The 25,132-nt window shown below is 64.3% G+C and carries 20 protein-coding genes, 2 tRNA genes and 3 rRNA genes; 9 read left to right on the top strand and 16 right to left on the bottom strand.

The features are described 5' to 3' along the window. Positions 1-29: 29 nt before the first annotated feature. From rodA to ACQVBX_RS16970, 5 genes are all read right to left on the bottom strand, one after another. Complete coding sequence (rodA, locus tag ACQVBX_RS16990) at positions 30-1,145, bottom strand: rod shape-determining protein RodA (RefSeq protein WP_431635591.1); 1,116 nt, start codon at positions 1,143-1,145, stop codon at positions 30-32. Continuing rightward, a complete protein-coding gene (gene mrdA, locus ACQVBX_RS16985) occupies positions 1,142-3,130 on the bottom strand; it encodes a penicillin-binding protein 2 (protein WP_431638222.1) in 1,989 nt (662 codons plus the stop codon). Before mrdA ends, rodA begins: the two co-directional genes overlap by 4 nt. A gap of 29 nt (positions 3,131-3,159) precedes the next feature. Beyond that, positions 3,160-3,645, bottom strand: a complete 486-nt coding sequence (gene mreD / locus ACQVBX_RS16980; protein ID WP_431635589.1) for a rod shape-determining protein MreD — start codon at positions 3,643-3,645, stop codon at positions 3,160-3,162. Then, positions 3,642-4,592, bottom strand: a complete 951-nt coding sequence (gene mreC / locus ACQVBX_RS16975; RefSeq protein WP_431635588.1) for a rod shape-determining protein MreC — start codon at positions 4,590-4,592, stop codon at positions 3,642-3,644. Before mreC ends, mreD begins: the two co-directional genes overlap by 4 nt. 120 nt (positions 4,593-4,712) lie before the next feature. Next, positions 4,713-5,759, bottom strand: a complete 1,047-nt coding sequence (locus tag ACQVBX_RS16970; protein WP_431635587.1) for a rod shape-determining protein — start codon at positions 5,757-5,759, stop codon at positions 4,713-4,715. 273 nt (positions 5,760-6,032) lie between these two features. Between ACQVBX_RS16970 and ACQVBX_RS16965 the strand changes: the two genes are divergently transcribed. Continuing rightward, a complete protein-coding gene (locus ACQVBX_RS16965) occupies positions 6,033-6,968 on the top strand; it encodes a carbohydrate kinase family protein (protein WP_431638221.1) in 936 nt (311 codons plus the stop codon). Positions 6,969-7,184: 216 nt separating this feature from the next. Here ACQVBX_RS16965 and rrf read toward each other — a convergent pair. The 7 genes from rrf to ACQVBX_RS16930 form a co-directional block, all read right to left on the bottom strand. After that, positions 7,185-7,297: ribosomal RNA gene (gene rrf, locus ACQVBX_RS16960) — 5S ribosomal RNA — on the bottom strand. Positions 7,298-7,417: 120 nt separating this feature from the next. Then, a 23S ribosomal RNA gene (locus ACQVBX_RS16955) occupies positions 7,418-10,299 on the bottom strand. A gap of 226 nt (positions 10,300-10,525) precedes the next feature. Beyond that, positions 10,526-10,601, bottom strand: a tRNA-Ala gene (locus ACQVBX_RS16950). A gap of 10 nt (positions 10,602-10,611) precedes the next feature. Next, positions 10,612-10,688, bottom strand: a tRNA-Ile gene (locus ACQVBX_RS16945). 99 nt (positions 10,689-10,787) lie between these two features. Beyond that, positions 10,788-12,332: ribosomal RNA gene (locus ACQVBX_RS16940) — 16S ribosomal RNA — on the bottom strand. The 16S, 23S and 5S rRNA genes sit together here with 2 tRNA genes alongside, the layout of an rRNA operon. Positions 12,333-12,670: 338 nt before the next feature. Then, the gene (locus ACQVBX_RS16935) at positions 12,671-12,868 is read right to left on the bottom strand and encodes a hypothetical protein (protein WP_431635586.1); all 198 of its coding nucleotides are present in this window, start codon (positions 12,866-12,868) and stop codon (positions 12,671-12,673) included. A 108-nt stretch (positions 12,869-12,976) separates the two neighbouring features. Next, a complete protein-coding gene (locus tag ACQVBX_RS16930; protein ID WP_431635584.1) occupies positions 12,977-13,171 on the bottom strand; it encodes a rubredoxin in 195 nt (64 codons plus the stop codon). Positions 13,172-13,275: 104 nt separating this feature from the next. On the opposite strand from ACQVBX_RS16930, the gene thiE reads away from it, so the two are divergent. Then, positions 13,276-13,893, top strand: a complete 618-nt coding sequence (thiE, locus tag ACQVBX_RS16925; RefSeq protein WP_431635583.1) for a thiamine phosphate synthase — start codon at positions 13,276-13,278, stop codon at positions 13,891-13,893. 17 nt (positions 13,894-13,910) lie between these two features. Further along, complete coding sequence (gene hemL, locus ACQVBX_RS16920) at positions 13,911-15,194, top strand: glutamate-1-semialdehyde 2,1-aminomutase (RefSeq protein WP_431635582.1); 1,284 nt, start codon at positions 13,911-13,913, stop codon at positions 15,192-15,194. A 6-nt stretch (positions 15,195-15,200) separates the two neighbouring features. On the opposite strand, the gene ACQVBX_RS16915 is transcribed toward hemL, so the two are convergent. After that, entirely contained in the window at positions 15,201-15,623 is a 423-nt protein-coding gene (locus ACQVBX_RS16915) for a VOC family protein (protein ID WP_431635581.1), read from the bottom strand. Continuing rightward, entirely contained in the window at positions 15,620-16,867 is a 1,248-nt protein-coding gene (locus tag ACQVBX_RS16910; RefSeq protein ID WP_431635580.1) for an acetylornithine/succinylornithine family transaminase, read from the bottom strand. Before ACQVBX_RS16910 ends, ACQVBX_RS16915 begins: the two co-directional genes overlap by 4 nt. Before the next feature lie 346 nt (positions 16,868-17,213). On the opposite strand from ACQVBX_RS16910, the gene ACQVBX_RS16905 reads away from it, so the two are divergent. The 6 genes from ACQVBX_RS16905 (at position 17,214) to ACQVBX_RS16880 (ending at position 22,693) form a co-directional block, all read left to right on the top strand. After that, the gene (locus ACQVBX_RS16905; protein ID WP_431635579.1) at positions 17,214-17,744 is read left to right on the top strand and encodes a hypothetical protein; all 531 of its coding nucleotides are present in this window, start codon (positions 17,214-17,216) and stop codon (positions 17,742-17,744) included. A gap of 4 nt (positions 17,745-17,748) precedes the next feature. Further along, complete coding sequence (locus tag ACQVBX_RS16900) at positions 17,749-18,366, top strand: hypothetical protein (RefSeq protein WP_431635578.1); 618 nt, start codon at positions 17,749-17,751, stop codon at positions 18,364-18,366. 29 nt (positions 18,367-18,395) lie between these two features. Continuing rightward, entirely contained in the window at positions 18,396-19,667 is a 1,272-nt protein-coding gene (locus ACQVBX_RS16895; protein WP_431635577.1) for an adhesin, read from the top strand. A 128-nt stretch (positions 19,668-19,795) separates the two neighbouring features. Then, positions 19,796-20,503, top strand: coding sequence for a C39 family peptidase (locus tag ACQVBX_RS16890; RefSeq protein ID WP_431635576.1), 708 nt, complete (start codon positions 19,796-19,798; stop codon positions 20,501-20,503). 51 nt (positions 20,504-20,554) lie between these two features. After that, positions 20,555-21,334, top strand: a complete 780-nt coding sequence (locus ACQVBX_RS16885; RefSeq protein ID WP_431635574.1) for a hypothetical protein — start codon at positions 20,555-20,557, stop codon at positions 21,332-21,334. Between the two features lie 36 nt (positions 21,335-21,370). Then, positions 21,371-22,693: a hypothetical protein gene (locus tag ACQVBX_RS16880; RefSeq protein ID WP_431635573.1), complete on the top strand. Its 1,323-nt coding sequence runs from the start codon at positions 21,371-21,373 to the stop codon at positions 22,691-22,693. Positions 22,694-22,736: 43 nt separating this feature from the next. On the opposite strand, the gene ACQVBX_RS16875 is transcribed toward ACQVBX_RS16880, so the two are convergent. Beyond that, positions 22,737-24,074 carry a sigma 54-interacting transcriptional regulator gene (locus tag ACQVBX_RS16875; RefSeq protein WP_431635572.1) on the bottom strand — a complete coding sequence of 446 codons (1,338 nt, stop codon included), beginning with the start codon at positions 24,072-24,074 and terminating at the stop codon, positions 22,737-22,739. 208 nt (positions 24,075-24,282) lie between these two features. Beyond that, entirely contained in the window at positions 24,283-25,098 is an 816-nt protein-coding gene (locus tag ACQVBX_RS16870; RefSeq protein WP_431635571.1) for an SDR family oxidoreductase, read from the bottom strand. Between the last annotated feature and the right edge of the window lie 34 nt (positions 25,099-25,132).

The following is a 25,132-nucleotide window of genomic DNA, read 5'->3' as shown; positions in this document are numbered from 1 at the left end:
GCGCCGGCGGGGCGAAATCGGGCGGCGGTTCAGTCGTGCATCTTGCGGTGCGCGTGGATCGACATCAGCACGCCGAAGCCGGTGAGCAACGACACCGCCGACGTGCCGCCGTAGCTCACCAGCGGCATCGGCACGCCGACCACCGGCAGCATGCCGGCCACCATGCCGCCGTTGACCAGCACGTAGACGAAGAAGCTCATGCCGATGGCGCCGGCGAGCAGACGCGAATACGTGTCGCGCGCTTCCATCGCGATCCACAGGCAGCGGCCGATGATGAAAGCGTACAGCGCCAGGATGCCGATCACGCCGACCAGGCCGAATTCCTCGGAGAACACCGCGAAGATGAAGTCGGTGGTGTGCTCGGGCAGGAAATCCAGCCGCGACTGCGTGGAGTGCTGCCAGCCCTTGCCGAACACGCCGCCGGAGCCCACCGCGATCTGCGACTGGATGATGTGCCAGCCGTTGCCCAGCGGGTCCGACTCCGGATTGAGCAGGGTCATCACGCGGTCGCGCTGGTACTGGTGCATGAAGTGCCAGCCCACCGGCACCATCGCCGCGGCCGCGCCCAGCAGCGCACCGATGCGCCACCACGACATGCCCGAGAGGAACAGCGCGAAGGCGCCGGCACCAGCCACCAGCAATGCCGTGCCCAGATCCGGCTGCTCGGCGATCAGCCCGGCCGGCACTGCGATCAGCAAGCCGACCATGGCGATGTCCTTCCAGCTCGGTGGCAACTGCCGCGGATGCAGGTACCAGGCCACCATCATCGGCATGGTCAGCTTGAGCAGCTCCGAGGGCTGGAAGCGCATCACGCCCAGGTCGAGCCAGCGATATGCACCGCGCCCCTCGCCCAGCACCGCTACCACCACCAGCAAGGCGGTGCTGCCGGCATACAGCCAGGGCGTCCACGTGCGCAGCGTCGACGGCGGAATGCGCGACACCAGCAGCAACAACACGCCTCCCATCACGAAGCGCGCTGCCTGCCCGCCAACCAACCCGAGGCTCCGGTCGCCGGCGCTGTAGAGCGTCATCAGGCCAACGCAGGCCAGCGCGAACAGGCCGAACACCAGCGGCAGGTCGATCCGCGGGCGCGTGAGCAGTCGGCGGACAAAGCGGCGCATGCGCATGTACAGCGGGTGGATCATGGCGTGGCTCCGTCGTCAGGGGCCGAGGCGGCTTCGGCCGGCACCTCGCCGGTGGCGTCCACCGGCAGGTCCTCCACCGTCGCCGACGCGTTGCCGATGGCGTCGTCACGGTAGGGCGTGTACGGCGGAGCCGCACGTCCCTTCGCCGCCACCCACGCATCGAGGATGTGCCGGGTGATCGGGCCGGCCGACGACGCACCCCAGGCGCCGGCTTCCAGCACGGCGACCACGGCGATCTGCGGATCCTCGGCCGGGGCATACACCTCGAACCAAGCGCGGTTGCGCGAGGCGAGATAGGCCAGGTTGCTGCGATCGTCGTAGGTGTTGCCCTTGCGCGAAAAGCGCTCGGCGGTGCCGCTCTTACCGGCGAGCCGGTACGGGAAGCCGACGGTCAACGAGCGGCCGGTGCCCTTGTCGCCGTACATCACCATCTGCATGCCCTGGTCGACGGCGGACCAGTAGGCGGGTGAGGTGATCAGGCTCGGCCCCAGCGGCGGATTGGGCAGCGGCTTGCGCTTGGCCTCCACGCTGTCCTGCGTGGCCATCACCAGCCGCGGCGCGTACGGCACACCGTGGCCGGCAAAGGTAGCGATGGCGTGGGCGAGCTGGATCGGCGTCACCGCCCAGTAACCCTGGCCAATGCCGGCGATCATCGTCTCGCCCGGGAACCAGGGCTGGCGTGAGTGCGCCTGCTTCCACTCACGCGACGGCAGCACGCCGTCCGATTCGCCCACCAGATCGATACCGGTCGGACGGCCGAAGCCGAACTTGCTCATGTAGTCGCTGAGCCGGTCGATGCCCAGGTCCAGCGCCAGCTTGTAGAAATACGTGTTGACCGACTGCTCGATCGCCTCGGCGAGGTCGACCCGGCCGACGCCGCCGCGCTGATCGTCGCGCCGGCAGAACGTGGTGCCGGGAATGCAGTACTGACCGGTGGAGACCACCGTGTCCTGCGGCGTGCGCAGGCCCGATTCCAGGCCGGCCAGGCCGATCAGCGGCTTCACGGTAGAGCCCGGCGGATACACGCCACGCAGGGCGCGGTTGTACAGCGGCTTTTCCGGATCGGTGGTGAGTGCCTTGTAGTCGGCTGAACTGATGCCGTTGACGAACAGATTGGGATCGAAACTCGGCACACTGACCATCGCCAGCACCTGGCCGTTGCGCGGATCGATCGCTACGGCGGCGCCCGGGCGACCGTCGAACGCTTCTTCGGCAGCCTTCTGGATGCGCACGTCGACGCTGAGGTAGAGGTTCTTGCCGGGAATCGGCGGATGCGTCTCCAGCACGCGCTGGGTACGACCGTCGGCATTCACCTCCACCAATTCGTAGCCCGGCGTGCCGTGCAACACGTCCTCATAGGAGCGCTCCAGACCGCTGCGCCCCACGTGCGTGGTGCCCTTGTAGCGCACCGGGTCGAGGCGCTTGAGGTCGTTGTCGTCGATGCGCCCGACATAGCCGATAAGGTGCGCAAAGCGCTCGCCGAACGGATAGCGGCGGGTGAGATAGGGCACCACGTCCACCCCGGGAAAGCGCCAGCGGTTGATGGCGAACCGGGCGATATCGTCCTCGGACAGATGCAGCTTCAGCGGCACGCTTTCGAAACGGCGACTCTGCGCCAGCTGCTTCTTGAACGCCTCGATGTCGTCGTCGCTGAGCGGCACCACGGTGCCGATCTGCGCCAGCATCGCCTTCATGTCCGGCACCTGCTCGGGCACCACCTCGAGCCGGAACGCCGGGACGTTGTCCGCCAGCAGGACGCCGTTACGGTCGTAGATCAGGCCACGCGCCGGAGGAATGGCCCGCGGCTTGACGCGGTTGGCCTCCGAGCGGGTGGCGAACTCGTCGTGATGCAACACCTGCAGGAACGCATAGCGTCCCACCAGCGCCAGCAACCCGAGCAGGATGATGCCGAAGCCGGCCAGCGCACGGCGACGGAACAGCACGCTTTCGCCACGCGGATCCTTGATCGCTCGGCGCAGGCGGATTCCACGGCGCTTGATCACGACCACTGCGCTCAGGCGATGCGCAAGCGGATGCGCAGGTCATCCAGCAGCAGAAACAGGAATGGCCACAGCGCCGCACCGACGAAGGGCGAGAACCACCAGCTCACCGGCGGCGACGCTTCCCCGGCAAACACTCGCACGATCAGCAGCAGCACGCGGTCGTTGAGCAGCAGCGCCAGCACCGCCAGCGTCTGCTGCCACATCGGGAAAAAGCGCAGCCGCGAGCGGAAGCGCAAGGCAATAAAGACCAGGGCGGTCAGGCGCAACGCCTGCTCACCGAGCAGCACGCCGTCGAGCAGGTCGGCAAACAGGCCCACCAGAAAGGCCATGCCCAGGTTCACCCGCTCGCCCGACTCCAGCGACCAGTACAGCAGCACCAGCGCCGGCCAGTAGGGTTTGAACGGCTGCAGCACCGCGGGCAACGGCACCAGCATGGCGAGCAGCGCCACCACCAGCGTGGTGCTGAACCAGAACAACGCGAGGCGATGGCGGTTCACGGCGACACTCCCGCGGCACGGGCCGTTGGCGGCGGCGGGGCGCTCGACGAGGGCGCAAGACCGGCAGGCGGGCCGGCCGGCGCAGCGGGCGCCGGCGGCCCGATCGGTTCGGCCTGATCGTGCAGCAGCAGCACATCCTCGCTGCGATCGATATCGGCGGCGGGCGTGGCGCTGGCTTCCAGGAACATCCCGGTGGCCGAGGGCTGCACGCGGGTGACCGTGCCTACCGGGAACCCGGAAGGAAAGCGCCCGCCTAGGCCCGAGGTCAGCAGCCGATCGCCGGTCCGCACGTCGGCTGCCATGGGAATGTCGGGCAGGATCAGGCCGCGTCCGCCGCGCGCACCGTAGGCAATCGTGCGCAGTCCGGTGCGCTCGATCGTCACCGGCAAGGCGTGCGCCGGATCGGTGATCAGCATGACGATCGAAGTGCTGGGCAACACGTGCGCAACCTGCCCCATCACGCCGCGCGAGTCGATCACCGGCTGGCCGACCTTGATGCCGTTGTTCGCACCGAGGCTGAGCATGAGACGGTGCTGGTCCGGCCCCAGGTCGACGCCGATGACATGGGCCAACTGCACGTTGAGTTCGAGGCTGCGCTGGGTGTCGAGCAGTTCCTTCAGGCGCTGGTTCTGCTCCGCAACGGACGCCATGCGATTGAGCTTGGCGTTGGCCAGCAGCAGGTCTTCACGCAGGCGTTGGTTCTGCTCGGTGAGCGCCTTGCGTTCGGAAAAGGCGGTTGCCAGTGCACGCATGCCAGCGCTGGGCGCGCCGGCCAGGCGATAGAGCGGCTCGACCACGACCGCGGTGGCGTAGCGCACGCGCCAGGTCCAGCCGTTGCGGTGATCGAGCACCATCAGCACCATCGCTAGCGCCAGGTAGGCGAGCAGGCGCAGCGTCCCTGCCACGGTGCCGGCAAACAGCGGCGACTCTTCGCGATTCAACGCCATGAAGCCCGTCCATCGGGGATGCAGCTGCGCTGTGTCAACGCCGACACTCCTCGCGCCATCCGCATGGCAGGCCAGGGACAGGGTGTGTCCCGGCCTGGACGGCAGGCGACGCGACCACAGTTACTCGGGAGCGAAGAAATCGCTGCCGTGCTGGTCGATCAGCTCCAGGGCCTTGCCGCCGCCGCGAGCGACGCAGGTGAGCGGATCGTCCGCGACCTGGACGTGCAGACCGGTCTCTTCAGAAATCAGGCGATCGAGGTCACGCAGCAACGCGCCACCGCCGGTGAGCACGATGCCGCGCTCGGCGACGTCGGAGCAAAGCTCCGGCGGGGTCTGCTCCAGCGCCGACTTCACCGCAGCCACGATGCCGGCGAGCGGCTCGTGCAGCGCCTCGAGGATCTCGTTGGAGTTGATGGTGAACATGCGCGGCACGCCTTCGGCCAGATTGCGGCCGGAGATCTCGATCTCCTTGACCTCGCTCTGCGGGAACGCACAGCCGATCTCGAGCTTGATGCGCTCGGCGGTGGATTCGCCGATCAGCGTGCCGTGATTGCGGCGCACGTAGTTGATGATCGCCTCGTCGAAACGGTCGCCGCCCACGCGCACCGAGGCAGAGTAGACAATGCCGTTGAGCGAAATCACCGCCACCTCGGAGGTGCCGCCGCCGATGTCCAGCACCATCGAGCCGCGCGCCTCGTGCACCGGAATGCCGGCGCCGATCGCCGCGGCCATCGGCTCCTCGATCAGGAACACGTCACGGGCGCCGGCGCCTTCGGCCGACTCCTTGATCGCGCGACGTTCGACCTGGGTCGACCCGCACGGCACGCACACCAGCACGCGCGGGCTCGGACGCAGCATCCGCGACTTGTGCACCTGCTTGATGAAGTGCTGCAGCATCGCCTCGGTCATGGTGAAGTCGGCGATGACGCCGTCCTTCATCGGACGCACGGTGGCAATGTTGCCCGGGGTACGGCCGAGCATGCGCTTGGCGTCTCCGCCGACCGCAGCCACGGTGCGCGGGCCGCCCGGACCGCGATCCTGACGAATGGCGACCACCGACGGCTCGTTGAGCACGATGCCCTGGCCACGCACATAGATCAGCGTATTGGCGGTGCCGAGGTCGATGGAGATGTCGTTGGAAAAGATCCCGCGAAACTTCTTGAACATGGGGTCGCCGCGCGTCCGACTGGCTAAAAAGTAAGCGCGCCAGTCTAGTCAGCGGGGCTAGAGCACGCAAGGACTGAGACGTTAAGAAAGCCTTGCAGGACACGACGATATCGGCGTTTTCTCGGGCAATCCGACAACAGTGCGCGGGCAGCCGAAGTCGCCAATTGCGCCGGTTCCCGGTACGATTTGAGACTTTGCCGGGGCGTGACGTCGCGGCGTCATGCGGGCCAGCATCTGAGCGGCCCAAACATCTTGCCGAGGCACCCACGGATCATGTCTGCCGTTATCTGCGGATCGTTGGCCTACGACACCATCATGGTGTTCCAGGACCAGTTCAAGAATCACATCCTGCCCGATCAGGTGCACATCCTGAATGTTTCTTTCCTGGTGCCGCGGATGCGGCGCGAGTTCGGGGGATGCGCCGGCAACATCGCGTACAACCTCAAGCTGCTCGGCGCCGACCCGCTCCCGGTGGCGGCGGTCGGTCAGGATTTCGCCCCGTACCGCAAGCATCTGCTTGATCGTGGTATTCGGCTGGACTACGTGCGCGAGTACGAAGATCAGTTCACGCCGCAGTGCTTCATCACCACCGATCTGGACAACAACCAGATCACGGCCTTCCACCCGGGTGCGATGGCTAGCGCGCATGAGAACCACGTGCGCGATATTCCCGAGATCAGCTTCGCCATCGTGGCGCCCGACAGCCGCGAAGCGATGCTTCAGCACGTCGATGAGTTCGCTGCGCGAGGCGTCCCTTTCATCTTCGATCCGGGCCAGGCGATGCCGCTGTTCGACGGCGCCGAATTCCGGTCGATGATCGAGAAATCCACCTATGTGATCGTCAACGACTACGAGTCGCAGTTGCTGCAGACGCGCACCGGCTGGTCGGCGGCGGAGATCGCCTCTCGGGTGAGCGCCTACATCGTCACCCAGGGGCCACGCGGTTCGATGATCCATGCCGACAACACGGTCCACGTGATTCCGCCGGCACGCGAGCGTCAGGTGGTTGATCCGACCGGTTGCGGCGACGCTTATCGGGCAGGCCTCATCTTCGGCATCATGCAGGGGCGCGATTGGCCGACGGTGGGCCGCATGGCGTCGCTGATGGGTGCGTTGAAGGTCGAACACCCCGGTACGCAGAACCAGTCGTTCAACTACGACCAGTTCCATGCGGAGTTCGAGGAACAATTCGGGTACCGCCTCGACTGAGGTCGATCGCGAAGCGGCTAGCTGGCCAGTTGTCGTAGACAGAAAAGGCGAAGGAGCGATCCTCCGCCTTTTTCGTTGCCTTTTTTCGAAAGCGCGTCGCGGGTTGAAGCACAACTGCTGTCATGACGGCGAAAGCGGTAACCACTTTGCGCCTCAACGCCCCGAGTGGAGGCCAAAAAAAACCCCCTCGGCTGAGGGGGTTTTTTAGTATGAGGTCCCTGGCGGTGACCTACTCTTGCATGCGGATGCACACTACCATCGGCGCAGCTGCGTTTCACTTCCGAGTTCGGGATGGGATCGGGTGGGACCACAGCGCTATAGCCGCCAGGGAAAAAGTGGGGTCAGCGCTGAAGCGCCAGACCCACGATTGGGGTAAACGAGTGACAAGCGATTTGGGTGAAACGTGTTCGAGATGTTTCGCGAGGAACGGCGAAGCGTCTTGGGGTTATATGGTCAAGCCTCACGGCTCATTAGTACGCGTAAGCTCAATGCATTGCTGCACTTCCACACCGCGCCTATCAACCACCTAGTCTTGATGGTGCCTTAAGGAGAGTCGAGCTCTCGGGAGATCTCATCTTGGGGCGTGCTTCCCGCTTAGATGCTTTCAGCGGTTATCACTTCCGTTCATAGCTACCGGGCAATGCCTCTGGCGAGACAACCCGAACACCAGCGGAACGTCCACTCCGGTCCTCTCGTACTAGGAGCAGCCCCCCTCAAATCTCCAACGCCCACGACAGATAGGGACCGAACTGTCTCACGACGTTCTGAACCCAGCTCGCGTACCACTTTAAATGGCGAACAGCCATACCCTTGGGACCGGCTACAGCCCCAGGATGTGATGAGCCGACATCGAGGTGCCAAACACCGCCGTCGATATGAACTCTTGGGCGGTATCAGCCTGTTATCCCCGGAGTACCTTTTATCCGTTGAGCGATGGCCCTTCCATACAGAACCACCGGATCACTAAGACCTACTTTCGTACCTGCTTGATCCGTCGATCTCGCAGTCAAGCACGCTTATGCCTTTGCACACAGTGCGCGATGTCCGACCGCGCTGAGCGTACCTTCGTGCTCCTCCGTTACTCTTTGGGAGGAGACCGCCCCAGTCAAACTACCCACCATACACGGTCCCTGACCCGGATTACGGGCCTAGGTTAGAACGTCAAGCACTTCAGGGTGGTATTTCAAGGATGGCTCCACGCAAACTGGCGTCTGCGCTTCAAAGCCTCCCACCTATCCTACACAGAAGAACTCAACGTTCAGTGTAAAGCTATAGTAAAGGTTCACGGGGTCTTTCCGTCTTGCCGCGGGAACGCTGCATCTTCACAGCGATTTCAATTTCACTGAGTCTCGGGTGGAGACAGCGCCGCTGTCGTTACGCCATTCGTGCAGGTCGGAACTTACCCGACAAGGAATTTCGCTACCTTAGGACCGTTATAGTTACGGCCGCCGTTTACTGGGGCTTCGATCAAGAGCTTCGCCTTGCGGCTGACCCCATCAATTAACCTTCCAGCACCGGGCAGGCGTCACACCCTATACGTCCACTTTCGTGTTTGCAGAGTGCTGTGTTTTTGATAAACAGTCGCAGCGGCCAGGTTACTGCGACCCATCAACGCTCAGTCACGCACGTGACCACGTCGATGGGCGCACCTTCTCCCGAAGTTACGGTGCCATTTTGCCTAGTTCCTTCACCCGAGTTCTCTCAAGCGCCTTGGGATTCTCACCCTGCCTACCAGTGTCGGTTTACGGTACGGTTTTTCTTAAGCTGAAGCTTAGTGGCTTTTCCTGGAAGCGTAGTATCAGTCACTTCGTCCAATAGGACTCGTCTCGGTGCTCGGCATAAAGGATCCCGGATTTGCCTAAGATCCATGCCTACCGCCTTTCCCCGGGACAACCAACGCCCGGTAGACCTAACTTTCTCCGTCCCCACATCGCACTTAAGAAAAGTGCTGGAATATTAACCAGCTTCCCATCGACTACGCATTTCTGCCTCGCCTTAGGGGCCGACTCACCCTGCGCCGATGAACGTTGCGCGAGGAAACCTTGGGCTTTCGGCGTGGGGGCTTTTCACCCCCATTATCGTTACTCATGTCAGCATTCGCACTTCTGATACCTCCAGCAGACTTTACAATCCACCTTCACAGGCTTACAGAACGCTCCTCTACCGCGCACACCAAAGGTGTGCACCCCGAGCTTCGGTGCATAGCTTAGCCCCGTTAAATCTTCCGCGCAGACCGACTCGACCAGTGAGCTATTACGCTTTCTTTAAAGGGTGGCTGCTTCTAAGCCAACCTCCTGGCTGTCTATGCCTTTCCACATCGTTTTCCACTTAGCTATGACTTTGGGACCTTAGCTGCGGGTCTGGGTTGTTTCCCTTTTCACGACGGACGTTAGCACCCGCCGTGTGTCTCCCGGATAGTCTGTCCTGGTATTCGGAGTTTGCCATGGTTTGCTAAGTCGCGATGACCCGCTAGCCATAACAGTGCTCTACCCCCAGGAAGATTCGTCCGAGGCGCTACCTAAATAGCTTTCGAGGAGAACCAGCTATCTCCGAGTTTGTTTAGCCTTTCACTCCTATCCTCAGCTCATCCCCATCTATTGCAACAGATGTGGGTTCGGTCCTCCAGTGCGTGTTACCGCACCTTCAACCTGGCCAAGGATAGATCACTCGGTTTCGGGTCTACTGCCAGAGACTATGCGCCCTATTCAGACTCGGTTTCCCTTCGCCTCCCCTATACGGTTAAGCTCGCCACTGACAGTAAGTCGCTGACCCATTATACAAAAGGTACGCAGTCACCCTTGCGGGCTTCCACTGCTTGTACGTATACGGTTTCAGGGTCTATTTCACTCCCCTCTCCGGGGTTCTTTTCGCCTTTCCCTCACGGTACTAGTTCGCTATCGGTCAGTCAGGAGTATTTAGCCTTGGAGGATGGTCCCCCCATGTTCAGACAGGGTTTCTCGTGCCCCGCCTTACTCAATTTCACACACAATGCCCTTTCGTCGACTGGGCTATCACCATCTATGGCCGGCCTTTCCATGCCGTTTGACTAGAACAAAGTGTGCTTTTGGGCTGCTCCGCGTTCGCTCGTCGCTACTGACGGAATCTCGGTTGATTTCTTTTCCTCCGGGTACTTAGATATTTCAGTTCCCCGGGTTCGCCCTGCATGGCTATGTATTCACCATGCAGTACTCCTTGCGGAGTGGGTTTCCCCATTCGGACATTGCCGGATCAAAGCTTGTTGCCAGCTCCCCGACACTTTTCGCAGGCTGCCACGTCCTTCATCGCCTCTGACTGCCAAGGCATCCACCGTATACGCTTAGTTCGCTTGACCATATAACCCCAAGTCGCCTCGGGGCATACTCCCATTCCTCCTCAGGAATGAGATTCCGCCAAACAACACGTCGCTACATTGCCTCAACGACACATCTCGGTTCGGTTTCGAACCAAAACGCTTGTCACTCGTTTACGTTTTCAAAGAACACCACGCCGGCCTCAACGCCGGTGGGCTTCAAAATCTTTTGTGTGCGCTACACATCCATCGGTAAGCCGTTTCAAACTGGTGGAGCCAGTCGGGATCGAACCGACGACCCCCTGCTTGCAAAGCAGGTGCTCTCCCAGCTGAGCTATGGCCCCAGGTGCTTGGTGGTGGGTCTGGGAGGACTCGAACCACCGGCCTCACCCTTATCAGGGGTGCGCTCTAACCACCTGAGCTACAGACCCATAAAGCTTCCGGTCGAAACGACCAAACACGCCCTGTGGCGTGCGGATGTGCAGGTGTCTTGTGTGGACGTCTTGCAGCAGCGAAAGCTGCCTATCTCGAAAGGAGGTGATCCAGCCGCACCTTCCGATACGGCTACCTTGTTACGACTTCACCCCAGTCATGAACCACTCCGTGGTCGTCGTCCCCCTTGCGGTTAGACTAACGGCTTCTGGAGCAACTCACTCCCATGGTGTGACGGGCGGTGTGTACAAGGCCCGGGAACGTATTCACCGCAGCATAGCTGATCTGCGATTACTAGCGATTCCGACTTCACGAAGTCGAGTTGCAGACTTCGATCCGGACTGGGATCGGCTTTCTGGGATTGGCTCCACCTCGCGGTATTGCAACCCTCTGTACCGACCATTGTAGTACGTGTGTAGCCCTGGCCGTAAGGGCCATGATGACTTGACGTCATCCCCACCTTCCTCCGGTTTGTCACCGGCAGTCTCCTTAGAGTTCCCACCATTACGTGCTGGCAACTAAGGACAAGGGTTGCGCTCGTTGCGGGACTTAACCCAACATCTCACGACACGAGCTGACGACAGCCATGCAGCACCTGTGTTCCGATTCCCGAAGGCACTCCCGCATCTCTGCAGGATTCCGGACATGTCAAGGCCAGGTAAGGTTCTTCGCGTTGCATCGAATTAAACCACATACTCCACCGCTTGTGCGGGCCCCCGTCAATTCCTTTGAGTTTCAGTCTTGCGACCGTACTCCCCAGGCGGCGAACTTAACGCGTTAGCTTCGACACTGATCTCCGAGTTGAGACCAACATCCAGTTCGCATCGTTTAGGGCGTGGACTACCAGGGTATCTAATCCTGTTTGCTCCCCACGCTTTCGTGCCTCAGCGTCAGTGTTGTCCCAGATGGCCGCCTTCGCCACTGATGTTCCTCCCGATCTCTACGCATTTCACCGCTACACCGGGAATTCCACCATCCTCTGACACACTCTAGCTTGCCAGTATCCACTGCCATTCCCAGGTTGAGCCCGGGGATTTCACAGCAGACTTAACAAACCGCCTACGCACGCTTTACGCCCAGTAATTCCGATTAACGCTTGCACCCTTCGTATTACCGCGGCTGCTGGCACGAAGTTAGCCGGTGCTTATTCCTCAGGTACCGTCAGCCCCACCGGATATTAGCCGGTAGTATTTCGCTCCTGATAAAAGTGCTTTACAACCCGAAGGCCTTCTTCACACACGCGGCATTGCTGGATCAGGCTTGCGCCCATTGTCCAATATTCCCCACTGCTGCCTCCCGTAGGAGTCTGGACCGTGTCTCAGTTCCAGTGTGGCTGATCATCCTCTCAGACCAGCTATCGATCGTCGCCTTGGTGAGCCATTACCTCACCAACAAGCTAATCGAACATCGGTCCGTCTAACCGCGCAAGGCCCGAAGGTCCCCTGCTTTCTCCCGTAGGACGTATGCGGTATTAGCGTAAGTTTCCCTACGTTATCCCCCACGTCTAGGTAGGTCCCGATGCATTACTCACCCGTCCGCCACTCGCCACCCATGGAGCAAGCTCCACTGTGCTGCCGTTCGACTTGCATGTGTTAGGCATGCCGCCAGCGTTCAATCTGAGCCAGGATCAAACTCTTCACTTAAGTTTTCGACACCCTCGCCCTTGCGGGTTTGGACGTCTATCTTTCTGAAGGGTGATCCCAACATAAAACGTCATTGCTGACTTGTATGTTGGACCCTTGCATTGCTTGGACAGTCATTCCGTCCACTGCAAGGCGCCCACACAAGTCACCTGCGCACACTGTCAAAGATCAATCACTTGCGATCCGTTTCTCGAACCGCCCCGAAGCATTTCGCCCCGGGTGAGCCGCACATTCTACATCGATCTTCCACCTCGTCAACACCTTCGCGAAATGTTTTTTCGCACTGCCGTGAGGCGATGGAACCCTCGCAAGAGCGGCTGCTCGTTGAGGGGCGAGAATCATAGCGCCGAGCGCCGCGGCTGTGAAGAGGGTGCGAACAACTTTTGCTGGTCGCGTTGAACGATCCCGTTGGGCCCGGGCTCCTGCGGCACGTCGCGGTGAGCGCACGCCATGCCGGGCTGATAGGGAACGAGGCGATGTCCGGCAAAAGCCTCGGCCATCGCCCAGTCGTCTTCGAAGGGAATGAACTGCTGCATGTCGATGCTCCTGAGCAAGCGCCCTCGAGGGCGCAGGTGCATCACATCATCGACAGCGGGCCCCGCCGTGGCGCCTTGAGGCAACGACGGGGCGGATTGGGGCGGGACTCAGTCGACTTCGATCATCTCGAAGTCGTCCTTGGTCGCACCGCAGTCCGGGCACGTCCAGGTATCCGGCACGTCTTCCCAGCGCGTACCCGGGGCGATGTCCTCTTCCGGGAGGCCAAGCGCCTCGTCGTAGATGAAGCCACAAACAACGCACATCCACTTGCGCGATGCCGATCCGGTGCTGCCCTGAGTCATTGCGTATCTCGTAACTAAGAAGAGGTGGACAGCCATTCTCGCAACTCGCACGCTGCGGCGAAAGGCACACGCAAGCGACGGCGTTCGGGCATCATGCCGACCCCATGAGCACACTCCCGCGTAACGGTATCTATGCGATCACCGATGGGCAGCCCCATCGATTGATCGAGCGCAGCGAACAGGCCCTGGCTGGTGGCGTCGCCATGATCCAGTACCGTGACCTGAGCGACGATCATCCTCGCCGTCTCGCTGAAGCTACCGAGCTGGCCGCCCTGTGCGTCCGCTACGGGCGCCCGCTGATTATCGATCACGACATCGCGCTCGCTCAGGCCGTTGGCGCAGCGGGCGTGCACCTGAGCCAGGCCGATGGCGGCCCCAGCGCAGTGCGCGCCGTGCTCGGCGCCAATGCCATCGTCGGAGTGTCGTGCTATGCCTCGGCGGAACTGGCCACCGCCGCGGCGCGAGCGGGCGCGAGCTATGTGTCGTTTGGCGCGTTCTTCCCTTCACCCACCAAACCCGATGCCGGGCGAGCGCCTTTGGATCTGTTGCGGCAGACGGCCGCGCTTGGCATTGCGCGGGTGGCGATCGGCGGCATCACCCCGGACAATGGAAGGCTGCTGATTGACGCTGGCGCCGATTTCATCGCCACCGTCTCGGCCCTTTACGGCGCCAGCGACACACGCGCCGCAGCGGTCGACATGGCCGCGCTCTTCACCGCCTGAACCGGATACCTAATCTGATGAACAACCACGAGCTCTTCCAGCGCGCCCGCCAGCTGATGCCCGGCGGCGTCAATTCCCCCGTGCGCGCATTCAAGTCGGTCGGCGGCGAGCCCTTCTTCACCGCCCGCGCCGACGGCGCCTACCTCTGGGATGTCGAGGGCAAGCGCTATATCGACTATGTCGGCTCGTGGGGACCGATGGTCGCCGGCCACAACCATCCGGCCGTGCGCGAGGCGGTGGAACGCGCCGTGCGCAATGGCTTGTCCTTCGGCACGCCCTGCCCGGCCGAAGTCACGATGGCCGAGACGATCACGCGCCTGGTGCCCTCGATGGAGATGGTGCGCATGGTGAACTCCGGCACGGAAGCCACTATGTCGGCGATCCGGCTGGCGCGCGGCGCCACCGGTCGCAGCAAGATCGTGAAGTTCGAAGGTTGCTACCACGGCCACGGCGACAGCTTTCTGGTGAAGGCCGGCTCGGGCGCACTGACGTTTGGTGTGCCGACCTCGCCAGGCGTGCCCAAGCAGAACGCCGATCTCACGCTCACCCTTCCCTACAACGATCTGGATGCGGCCAAGGCACTGTTCGCCGCGCAGGGCAACGACATCGCCGGCCTGATCATCGAGCCGGTGGCCGGCAACATGAACTGCATCCTGCCCCGCGACGGTTATCTGCAGGGCCTCCGCGACCTGTGCGATGCCCACGGCGCGCTGCTCATCTTCGACGAGGTGATGACGGGCTTCCGCGTGGCACTGGGCGGCGCGCAGGCGCATTACGGCGTGCGCCCGGACCTCACCACGTTCGGCAAGATCATCGGCGGCGGCATGCCGGTGGGTGCGTACGGCGGCCGACGTGACCTGATGGAACAGGTGGCACCGTCCGGCCCCATCTATCAAGCCGGCACGCTGAGTGGAAACCCGGTGGCAATGGCCGCCGGCTTGGCGATGCTGGAGGTGGTGCAGGCCCCCGGCTTCCACGACACGCTCGCCAGCCGCACCCGCCTGCTGTGCGATGGGCTGCAGGCGGTCGCCGATGGCGAAAGCGTACCGTTCAGCACGACCTGTGTCGGCGGCATGTTCGGCCTGTTCTTCACCGCCGAAAAGGTGGAGACCTTCGCGCAGGCCACGGCAGCCGATACGACGATGTTCAACCGTTTCTTCCACGGCATGCTCGCCCGCGGCGTATATCTCGCACCTTCGGCGTTCGAGGCCGGCTTCATGTCCAGTGCGCACAGCGATCAGGACATCGCCGACACCCTGCAGGCCGCGCGCGAAGCACTGCGCGAGGCCCGCGCGGCCTGAACGGGCCTACCAGCTGCCGGTATTGGGCATGGATGCCCACGGCTCGGCCGGAGCCAGCGCCTCGCCCGCCTGCAGCAGCTCCACGGAGATCAAGTCGGGCGAGCGCACGAACGCCATGTGCCCATCGCGCGGCGGTCGATGGATGGTGTAACCCATCGACTGCAGATGGGAGCAGAGCGCATAGATGTCCGGCACGCGGAATGCCAGATGGCCGAAATTGCGCGCCGAGCCGTAGTCCTCACTGGAATCCCAGTTGTAGGTCAGCTCGATTTCGGCCTCCGGGCTCTCCGACGCGGCCAGAAATACCAGCGTGAACTTCCCCGCCGGCACGTCGCGGCGCCGCACCTCGCGCAAGCCGAGGCCCTCGCAGTAGAAACGCAGCGACGCCTCAAGATCGCGCACGCGCACCATGCTGTGCAGGTATTTCATCGCAACACCTCCGCCGGCGCCGGCGCTTGTACGAAATCCAGCAACGCCGCGCGCAGGCGCCGCAGGCCTTCGGCCACGTCCTCGTCGGCCAGAGTCAGCGGCGGCACGAAGCGCAGCACGTCCGGCCCGGCCTGAAGCAGCAGCAGGCCGTGGGCGGCAGCGTGATCGAGGATCTCGCCCGCGCGTCCCTTCCAGGCATCGGCCAGCACCGCGCCGATCATCAATCCACGGCCGCGCACCTCGGCAAACAGGCCCAGCTCGTCGTGGATCGAGGCCAGACCCTTGCGCAGGTCGTTCGCCTGGCGCTCCACGTTCAACAGCACTTCGGGCGAGGCCAGCTTGGCCAACGCCACGCGGGCCACCGCCGCGCCCATCGGATTGCCGCCGAAGGTGGTGCCGTGCGCGCCGAACTGCATCACCTCGGCCACCTTCGGCCCAGCCAGCATGGCGCCGATCGGGAAGCCGCAGCCGAGCGCCTTGGCCAGGGTGACGATGTCGGGAACGACGTGATCCTGCACGTGTGCGAACAGCGTGCCGGTGCGCCCCATGCCGCACTGGATCTCATCGAGCACCAGCAACGCATCGTGGGCATCGCAAAGCTCCCGCGCGCGGCGGATGAAGCCAGGCGCCGCCGGCAGCACGCCACCCTCGCCCTGTACGGGCTCGAGCATCACCGCGGCCACGTCGCCCCCGGCGAAGGCCGCCTCCAGCGCACCGACGTCGTTGAAATCCAGGTAGCGGAAGCCCGCCGGCAGCGGCTCGTAGCCCTGCTGGTACTTCGGCTGCGCCGTGGCGGTGACGGTGGCCAGCGTGCGTCCGTGGAACGAGCCGCGGAACGTGATGATGGTGCGCCGCTCCGGCCCGCGTCCCTGTGTGGACGCCCATTTGCGCACCAGCTTGATCGCCGCCTCGTTGGCTTCGGCACCGGAGTTGCAGAAGAACACGCGCTCGGCGAAGCCCGATGCGCGCACCAGCTCTTCGGCCAGCCGCAGCGGCGGTTCGGTGTAGAACACGTTGGAGCTGTGCCAGAGCTTATGTGCCTGCGCCGTCAGCGCGGCAATGAGATCGGGATCGGCATGGCCGAGCGCATTGACGGCGATGCCGGCGCCGAAATCGACGTACTCGCGCCCTTCGGTGTCCCACACCCGGGCACCTTTGCCATGGTCGAGTATCAGGTCGCGCGGCTTGTAGACCGGCAGCCAGTAGCGTTTGCCGAGGTCGATCAACGAATGATGGGCGTGCATGGGAATCCGACAGGCGCAGCAGAGGCGCCCCTTGCTGGAGGGTTGGCGCGCCATCGTAAATCCAAGCCTGCTGCCTTGCATCACGACGGCCTGCCGATGCGCCGCTCGGGGGGTGTAAACCGGATTGCCCCTGTATCACTCCTGTTACACCTGCCGGGAATCGCCCGGCAGCCGTTGCTCGACCTGACTTTCGCGCGCCAAACGCACCCGCCAGGGCTGTAAATCCTGTTACACCTCCGGCCACGGCCGAGGCGCCGGCCATCCGCGGGAAGCCTCGCCACTGCGCCAACTAGCGCGGGTGGCACACCGTTTGCTCCCTCCCTTTCGCACCAAGGGGAGAAGCGGCATGTCCATTCGTCCGAACGTTCTGATCAGCGCGTGCGTCAGCGGCGGTGCCTTCGCCCTGGCCGTCGCCGGCCTCGTACTCCCGGCGACGGTTGTCGCCGCCGACGCACATCGCGCGGTGCAGGCCAAACCCGGCGAGATCGTCATGCTGCGCAATGTCGCCACGCGTCCGGCCTATCGCCAGGCGCCGCCCGGCATGGCCCTGATCGTGAACCCCTCGCCCAAGAACGAGATCGACAGCGCGCTGGGCACCGGCGAACTCTCCGACGCCGACTACGCCAGCCTCGATGCCTCGCCCGGCGCCAGCCAGACCCACGCCACCACCGTCGAGCACATGGTCGGCAACGCCCTGGGCGGCGCGCTGGGAGCAGGCCCGAACGGGCGCAACGAGGTCGCCTCCAATGGCATGAGCCAGGTCATCGCCAGCCCCATGGGCGCGGTCGGCGGCACGACGCGTGGCATCGGTGATCAGGTGCAGGGAGCGCTTTCGGCCCTTCCGGGCATGACCGCGCTGCCGACGGCGGGGCACTGAACCCATGCGCAGGGCAGTCACCCTGATCGTGTGTGTGCTTGCCGCGGCCTCGGTCCGGGCGGGTAACGACGATTACGCGGCAATGCTGGGCTACTTGGCCAACAGCCGTATCGACGGCAATGCCCTGCGCGGCGCCACGGGCGCCAGCGCGGTGAACCTGTCCGCCGGAGATTTGAACCAGCAGGCCAACCTGCGCGCATTCGCCAGCGGCGGGCGGGCGCAGATCCAGGCCCTGCAGTTGCAGAGCGACAACCAGGCCGACCGCCCTCGCGCGGCCAGCGCCAGCATCGGCGGCAACGCCTATGTGGGCGGCAGCGGCCTGGCCTCCATCAATCAGGCCAGTGGCAGCGGCAACGCGCAGCTCAATGCGGTGTCGGCCGAGCTGGCTTCTCAAGGGATACGCGAGACGACGGATGGCGCCCTGTCCGCCGCCGTTTCCGCGTCGGCAGGGGGGCAGCAGGTGGGCAACACCGCGGCGCCCGGCGGATCGATGCGCAGTGTGGCGGTCGAGTCGTCGGCGATGCGTGGTTACCAGGGAGTGCTGCAACTCAATCAGGCCGCGGGTTCAGGCAACGCCACGGGCAACCAGCTCGTGCTCTCGTTGCCCGCCACACCGCGGTAACACAACGCGACACCAGGAGAGATGACACCATGAACACGACAATCAGGAAAACGCTGTTGGCGCTTGCCATCACGACGCTGTTCGGTTCGGTGACGGCGTACGCCCAGGAAGGCCGCGATGACCATTCCCACAACTCGGGAGTGCGCTTCGACAAAAAGGTAAAGCTCGACTCGGACATTTCCATCTCGGGTGACCCCAGGGTCCGCGGGCGCATCGACATCGACTCGGCGGCGATCGCCATCGTCGATAACGCCCAGACCAACGGCGGCAACGACGGCAGCAACACGAACCTCAGCAACAGCGCGTCGGCCGCGGACAACGTCGCCCAGGGCGCCTCGGGCAACATCGGCGTCAACATCGGCTCGGGCGACAACAACCAGCAGGACAACGCTGCGGCGCTGTCGGCCACCGATGCCAGCTTCGCCTTCGGCATGGCCGACGGTGAGGTCTTCGTGAACCAGCAGGGTGCGTTCAACGACACCATGAACGCCGGTGTCACCAACGCGGCCGGCCTGGGTGGCAACGCGTTCCAGAACGCCTCGGGCAACCTCGGCGTGAACGTCACCTCCGGCAACAACAACCAGCAGAAGAACGCGATGGCTGCCTCGGTCGCCACCACGCGCTTCGCGCAGGCGACGGTGTCGTCCAACCAGGCATCGGCCCACAACACCGTGAGCAACGCCGGGTTCGTGCAGCAGTACACCGACACCGTGGACGTTTCCATGAGCGGCGACGTGTCGGGCTATTCGCTGGGCTACGGCTCGGGCGGCTACGTCGGCTCGTCCTACGGCAGCTACTCCGGCAGTACCTCGTCGACGCTCCAGGGCACCGCCGACCAGATCGGCAATGTGTATCCGGACATGTGGTCCAACAGCTCCAATGACGATCCCACCCATGCCCACCCGGGCAATGGCTTCGTCGGTCACTTCGACCTCGACACGGATACTCAGGGCGGCTCCGACCTCAATGGCGACGGCGGCGCACTGGCCTTTGGCGTCAACGGGTCCAGCAGTGGCAGCGAGAGCGGCACCACGCATGCGCATGAAGGTGGTCAGCTCGGCTTCGTCGAGCTGTCGGCGAACGACCTGTACGCCGACCTGAGCGGCACCGTGACCACCACGCGCTGGGTGATCAACGACGCGACCAACACCGCCAGCCTCAGCGGCAGCGCGTTCCAGAACGCCTCGGGCAACATCGGCATCAACGTGTCCGCAGGCACCGGCAACCAGCAGGCCAACAGCCTGGCAATGGCCGTGGCACAGCCGAGCGCCGGTGGTGGCGGCGGCGGTGGCGGCGAGTAAGCAGGTATGCACGGCTGCCATCACGGCAGCCGACGAGGGCGGTGATCCGGAAGGAGTCCGGGTCGCCTGACGGAACCCCCCGGCCCGTCCCCTGCGGGCCGGGGGACTTCCTCGAATTGGGAGTCCCAATGCACTATCGAAACGCTACGCTGCTTGTCTCCCTGTTCGTGCTGGCACTGGCCGCATCGCCAGCCAGCCGGGCCGGCGAAGTGCGCTTCGATGGCGTGCTGCCCAACGGTGCCCCCTACGTGCGTAACGTGGAGAGCATGCAGGAAGGGCGCTATCGCAACATGGTGCGCCAGCACACCGATTACAGCTGCGGCGCGGCGGCGCTCGCCACCGTGCTTCGCTATGCCTACCACCTCAACGTCGATGAGACGACGGTGATCCAGGGAATGATGGGCGTGGCCGACGAGGCTGTGGTGAAGCAGCGCGGCTTCTCGCTGCTGGACATCAAGCATTACGTGGAGTCGCTCGGCATGCGCGGCCGTGGCTACCGCATCAACGAAGCGCGCCTGCGCACGCTTCGCGTCCCCGGCCTGGTGCTGATGGACGTGCGCGGCTTCCGCCATTTCGTGGTGCTCAAGCAGGTCCGCGGCAACATCGTCGAACTGGCCGACCCCATGCTCGGCAACCGATCCATGAACCTCCCCGACTTCCTGGCGGCCTGGCCGTCGCGGGCGGTGTTCGTGGTGATCGGCAACGACTTCGATCGCAATACCGTTCTGCTCCAACCCACCGACAAGGCCAGTGCCCGCGCATTGTTCGCGCGACAGGGCCCGATCACCGACGCCGAGTTGCTCGACTTCGGTTTCAGCCATGCGGATCTGTTCTAGGCGGCCAGCCTGCACCGATCCCGGCAGTCATGCATTGCACGGACTAGCGCCATGAGACACACACGACTTTTCATCCTTGGTGCCAGTGCGCTGGCACTCAGCCAATGGGCAAACACCGCGCACGCCGAAAGCGCCCCACCGGGCAGCGGCCTGGAGGAAATCTCAGACTCCGAGCTGGGCGACATGCGCGGCCGGTACACCACCGGAGACAACACCGTCGCCTGGTTCGGCGTAAAGATGATCTCCACCTGGCAGACCACCGCAGGCCAGGTACTGGAAGGCGCCATGGCGATGTCCATGAACCTGTCCACGCCCAAGCCCACGGTCAGTTTCGTGCCGACGGTGAACATCACCCATGTGAACGCCCCGCCACCGGCGCCGACGCCCGCTCCCGGCCCGGCGCGCCAGGTCGACGCCAGCGGCCTGGCCAACGTGGCCGGTGTAACGCAAAGCGTGCAGGTCGCCGGCGACAGCAACCTTGCCAGCAACGTGACGCATCTGAACGTGCAGGACGGTGGTGCCATACCGACCTCCGGCAGCGGTTCATCCACCCCTGGCGCGGCCACGGCCTATGCCGACGGTGCCAGCGCAGCAGCGAGCTTCGACGGCAACAGCGCAAACGTCCTGCTCACCATCGATGGACAAGGCGCCGTGTCGCAATGGATCCACAACGGCAGCATCGGCCAGAGCGTGCAGTTGGCCGCGGACAACCAGTGGGTCAGCAATCGCATGGAGATCGATCTGATCCGGCAGTCGATGGCTGCCAACACGCAACTGGCCCAGAACGTGGCGCAGTCGATCGCTCTTGCCCGGGGCGTCGGCCTGCGCTGAAACCAACGCCGGATGCCCGGCACAGGGGAGATCCTCATGGAAAAGAGCTTATTGGCGAGTGCCGTCATCTGCGCACTCGCCCTCACGACGACCACGCTGCAAGCGCAGGATGCAGGAACGGCGGCGACGCCGCAGGATCAGGCCGATGTCGCCGCCCTGGTCAATGAACTGCAGACGCTCAAGAGCAGCTATGCCCAGGAGGTGCGTCGACTGCGCGAGTTGGACATGCAGGTGCAGGCCCTGCAGGCGCGACTGCAGGGCAAGGTGCCCGCTACGAAACTGCCTTCCGAGCCCGCCGCACAGTCGCTCGCCTCGGCCAGCACCACGTCCCGACCGCCGACGGCACCCAATGCCGGCAGCGAGGCCGGCACGCAGGCGGAGGCGGAACAGGCCAAGCCCACGCGCAGCATGCAGGATGCACTGCTGCAGGAGCACGCCGTGTTCGATCGCAAGCTGACCATCGAGAACAGCCTCAGCTACAGCCGCTACGACCGCAAGCAACTCACGCTCAACGGCTTCCTGGCGCTGGACGCGATCTTCCTGGGCAACATTGCCATCGAGAACGTCGAGTCCGACTCGCTGACGTATGACCTGGCCGCCCGGTATGGTCTCAGCCCGCGCTGGACGCTCAACGTGGACGTGCCCTATCTCGGCCGCAAGACGGTCTACCAGAAGGGCGGCGCGGGCGGCTCGGCCGCGGCGATCGCCGAAGAACAGACCACCGGCAGCGGCATTGGCGACATCAGCCTGAGCGCGAACTACAAGCTGTTCGCCGAGACCGGCGCGATCCCCGACACCGTACTCACCTTCGGCGTCACCGCTCCTACCGGCCAGGCGCCCTACGGCATCGACTGGAAAGTGATCGAGCGCGGCGACGACCAATATGTTCGCTTTGCCGTGCCCGAGAAGCAGCCCACCGGCAACGGACTATGGCAGGCGAACATCGGCGCCTCGCTGGTCAAGACCATGGACCCGGCGATCATCTTCGCCAACCTCGGGTACATCCATTCGTTCGCGCGCAGTTTCGGCGACATCGATACCGATCCGCAGACGCGCAACCCAGGGCGGGTGAAGCTGGGCGATTCGTACTACTTCGGCGCCGGCGTCGCCTTTGCCTTCAACGAGCGGACGAGCCTGAGCCTATCGTTCAGCGACAAGCTCAGCGCCAAGGCGTCGCTGCGCAACAAGGACACCCCCTGGACGAAGATCATCGGCAGTGACGCCAACGCCGCCACGTTCAACATGGGCGTGACGTACGCGCTGAACCAGCGCACCACCATGGTGACCCTGCTGGGCATCGGCCTGACACCGGATGCGCCGGACTACAGCATCACCTTCAAGATTCCCTACATGTTCTGAGGGCGGCCGGCGCCCGCGCAGGGCGCCCTGCCTGTCGACCGGTTCAGCGCAGCTCGTCGAGGGCCAGACGATGCTTCTTGCACAACCGATAGACCGTGACGCGCGAGATGCGCAATCGCCGGGCGCATTCGCTGATGTTGAAGCGGCTCTCGCGCAGGCACTTCATAATCGCCTCGCGTTCGGCCGTGACCCGCGCCACTCCCAAGGCCGGCGCCGAGCCGTTGCCGCTGTCGGCACCGGGCAAATCCAGGTCGGCTGCGCTGACCAGCGCGTCCTCCGCAATCACCGCCGCGCGCTGCACCCGATTGATCAGTTCGCGCACGTTGCCAGGCCAGCCGAACCGGCGCATCGCCGCACGCGCACCGGGACCGAACCCGCGCGCGCGGCACGCATGATGCTCACGGAAACGGTCGAGGAAATGTTGCGCGAGCAGCTCCACATCGCCCTCGCGGTCACGCAGCGGCGGCATCGGCAGACGCAGCACGTTCAAGCGGTAGTAGAGATCCTCGCGAAAGCGGCCGGCGGCCACCGCGTGCTCCAGGTCGACGTGGGTCGCGGCGATCACCCGAGCATCGGCGCGGATGGACTGGCTAGAGCCCAGCCGCTCGATCGTCCCCTCCTGCAGGAAGCGCAGCAGGCTGGTCTGCGCGTCCAGCGGCAGGTCGCCGATTTCATCCAGGAACACCGTGCCGCCGGCGGCACTCTCGATGTGGCCGATCCGACGGGCGTTCGCGCCGGTGAACGCGCCGCGCTCGTGGCCGAACAGCTCCGACTGCACCAGATTCACTGGCAGCGCGCCGCAATTGATCGCCACGAACGGCTTGCCGCTGCGCACCGACAACTGGTGCAGCGCCTTGGCCGCACCCTCCTTGCCGGTGCCCGTTTCGCCCGTGATCAGCACGGGCAGGTCCACCGGCGCGAACTTGCGCAGACGCGAGAGCGTGGCGCGCATGGCCGGGCTGCGCCCGACGATGCCGTCGATATCGCCGCCGGACGCGGGCGGCTTCCCTCCCACGATCGTCCCCAGCGTGTCGATCAGGCGCCCGAGGTCCACCGGTGCGGTGAAGAAATCGACGCTGGCCTGCAGGATCCGCTGCACGCGGGGCGCCTGCGCCGAAGTGCGCGAAGAAACCAGGGCCAGCCAGATCAGGCGCGGATGGGCGGCCATCAGCTCGCCCATGGCATCGAGCCCGCGATCGTCGCTCTCGCGCAGGTCGGCCATGGCGACCACGATATCGCCCCCGCGTACGCGCAGTTCGCCGCCAGGCGCATCGACCGAGCGCACCGACCAACCGGACTGTGCCAAAGCGTTCCGCTCACTCGCGGACGGCTCGCCAAACCAGATAACGCAACGTCGCGCTGCCACTGCTCCCGACTGCATGCCTCATCCTCCCCCGCAGGCCCCTGCTTTCCGCTCGATCCACCCTATTTGATGAACGAAAAGTGTGATGCAGTTCTCAATACTACGCCGGTCAGATGACGATCTGCGCAACAAAATGCGTAGGGGAATTCCGATAGGCAGGCTACGTTAAGCCTCCCACGGCGCCCGGTTTCCGGGTTTTGCGGCCCCCTGCCGCGCCTCGGATGCGTCAAAGGAACAGGTCGGGCAACAGTGGCTGGCCGGGCGCCACGGCGTATTGATCCAGGTCATCGATGCCGGCCTCGGCGAGCACCTCGTCGTCGATCGCGAAGCGGCCGGTGCTCTGCCGCGCCGGGCGCACCAGCAGGGCGTGGGCGGCGTCGGCCACGATTTCGGGCGTGCGGCATTGCTCCGGGCGCACGCCGTCGATCATGGCGATGGCCGCGGTGGCGATGACCGTACGCGGCCACAGCGCGTTGACCGCGATACCCAGGGGGCGAAACTCCTCGGCCATGCCCAGCACGCACAGGCTCATGCCCATCTTGGCGATGGTGTAGGCGGTGTGCGGCCCGAACCACTTGGGGTCCAGCGTGGGCGGCGGGGCCAGCATCAGCACGTGCGGATTGGCTGCGCGTTTGAGATACGGCAGGCAGGCCTGCGTGGCCAGAAAAGTGCCGCGCGTGTTGACCTGATGCATCAGGTCAAAGCGCTTCATCGGCGTGCCTTCCACGCCCGCCAGCCAAATCGCGCTGGCGTTGTTGACCAGGATGTCGATCCCACCGAAACGATCGGCCGCCTGCGCCGCCGCCTCGACCACCTGCGCCTCCTCGCGGATGTCCACCTTCAGCGCCAGCGCGCGCCCGCCCGCCGCCTCGACCGCGGCGGCCGCACTGTGGATGGTGCCGGGCAGCTTGGGATTGGGCACCCCGCTCTTGGCCGCGATGACCACGTTGGCGCCATCGCGGGCGGCGCGCAGGGCGATGGCCAGGCCGATGCCGCGCGAGGCGCCGGTGATGAAGAGGGTCTTGCCGGCCAGTGAGTCCACGGCGCCGTTCCGTTATCGGGGGATACGCGAGTGT

It is taken from the genome of Dyella thailandensis, assembly GCF_050749815.1.
Lineage (GTDB): Bacteria > Pseudomonadota > Gammaproteobacteria > Xanthomonadales > Rhodanobacteraceae > Dyella_A.
This window is presented reverse-complemented; position numbering and strand designations above follow the sequence as displayed.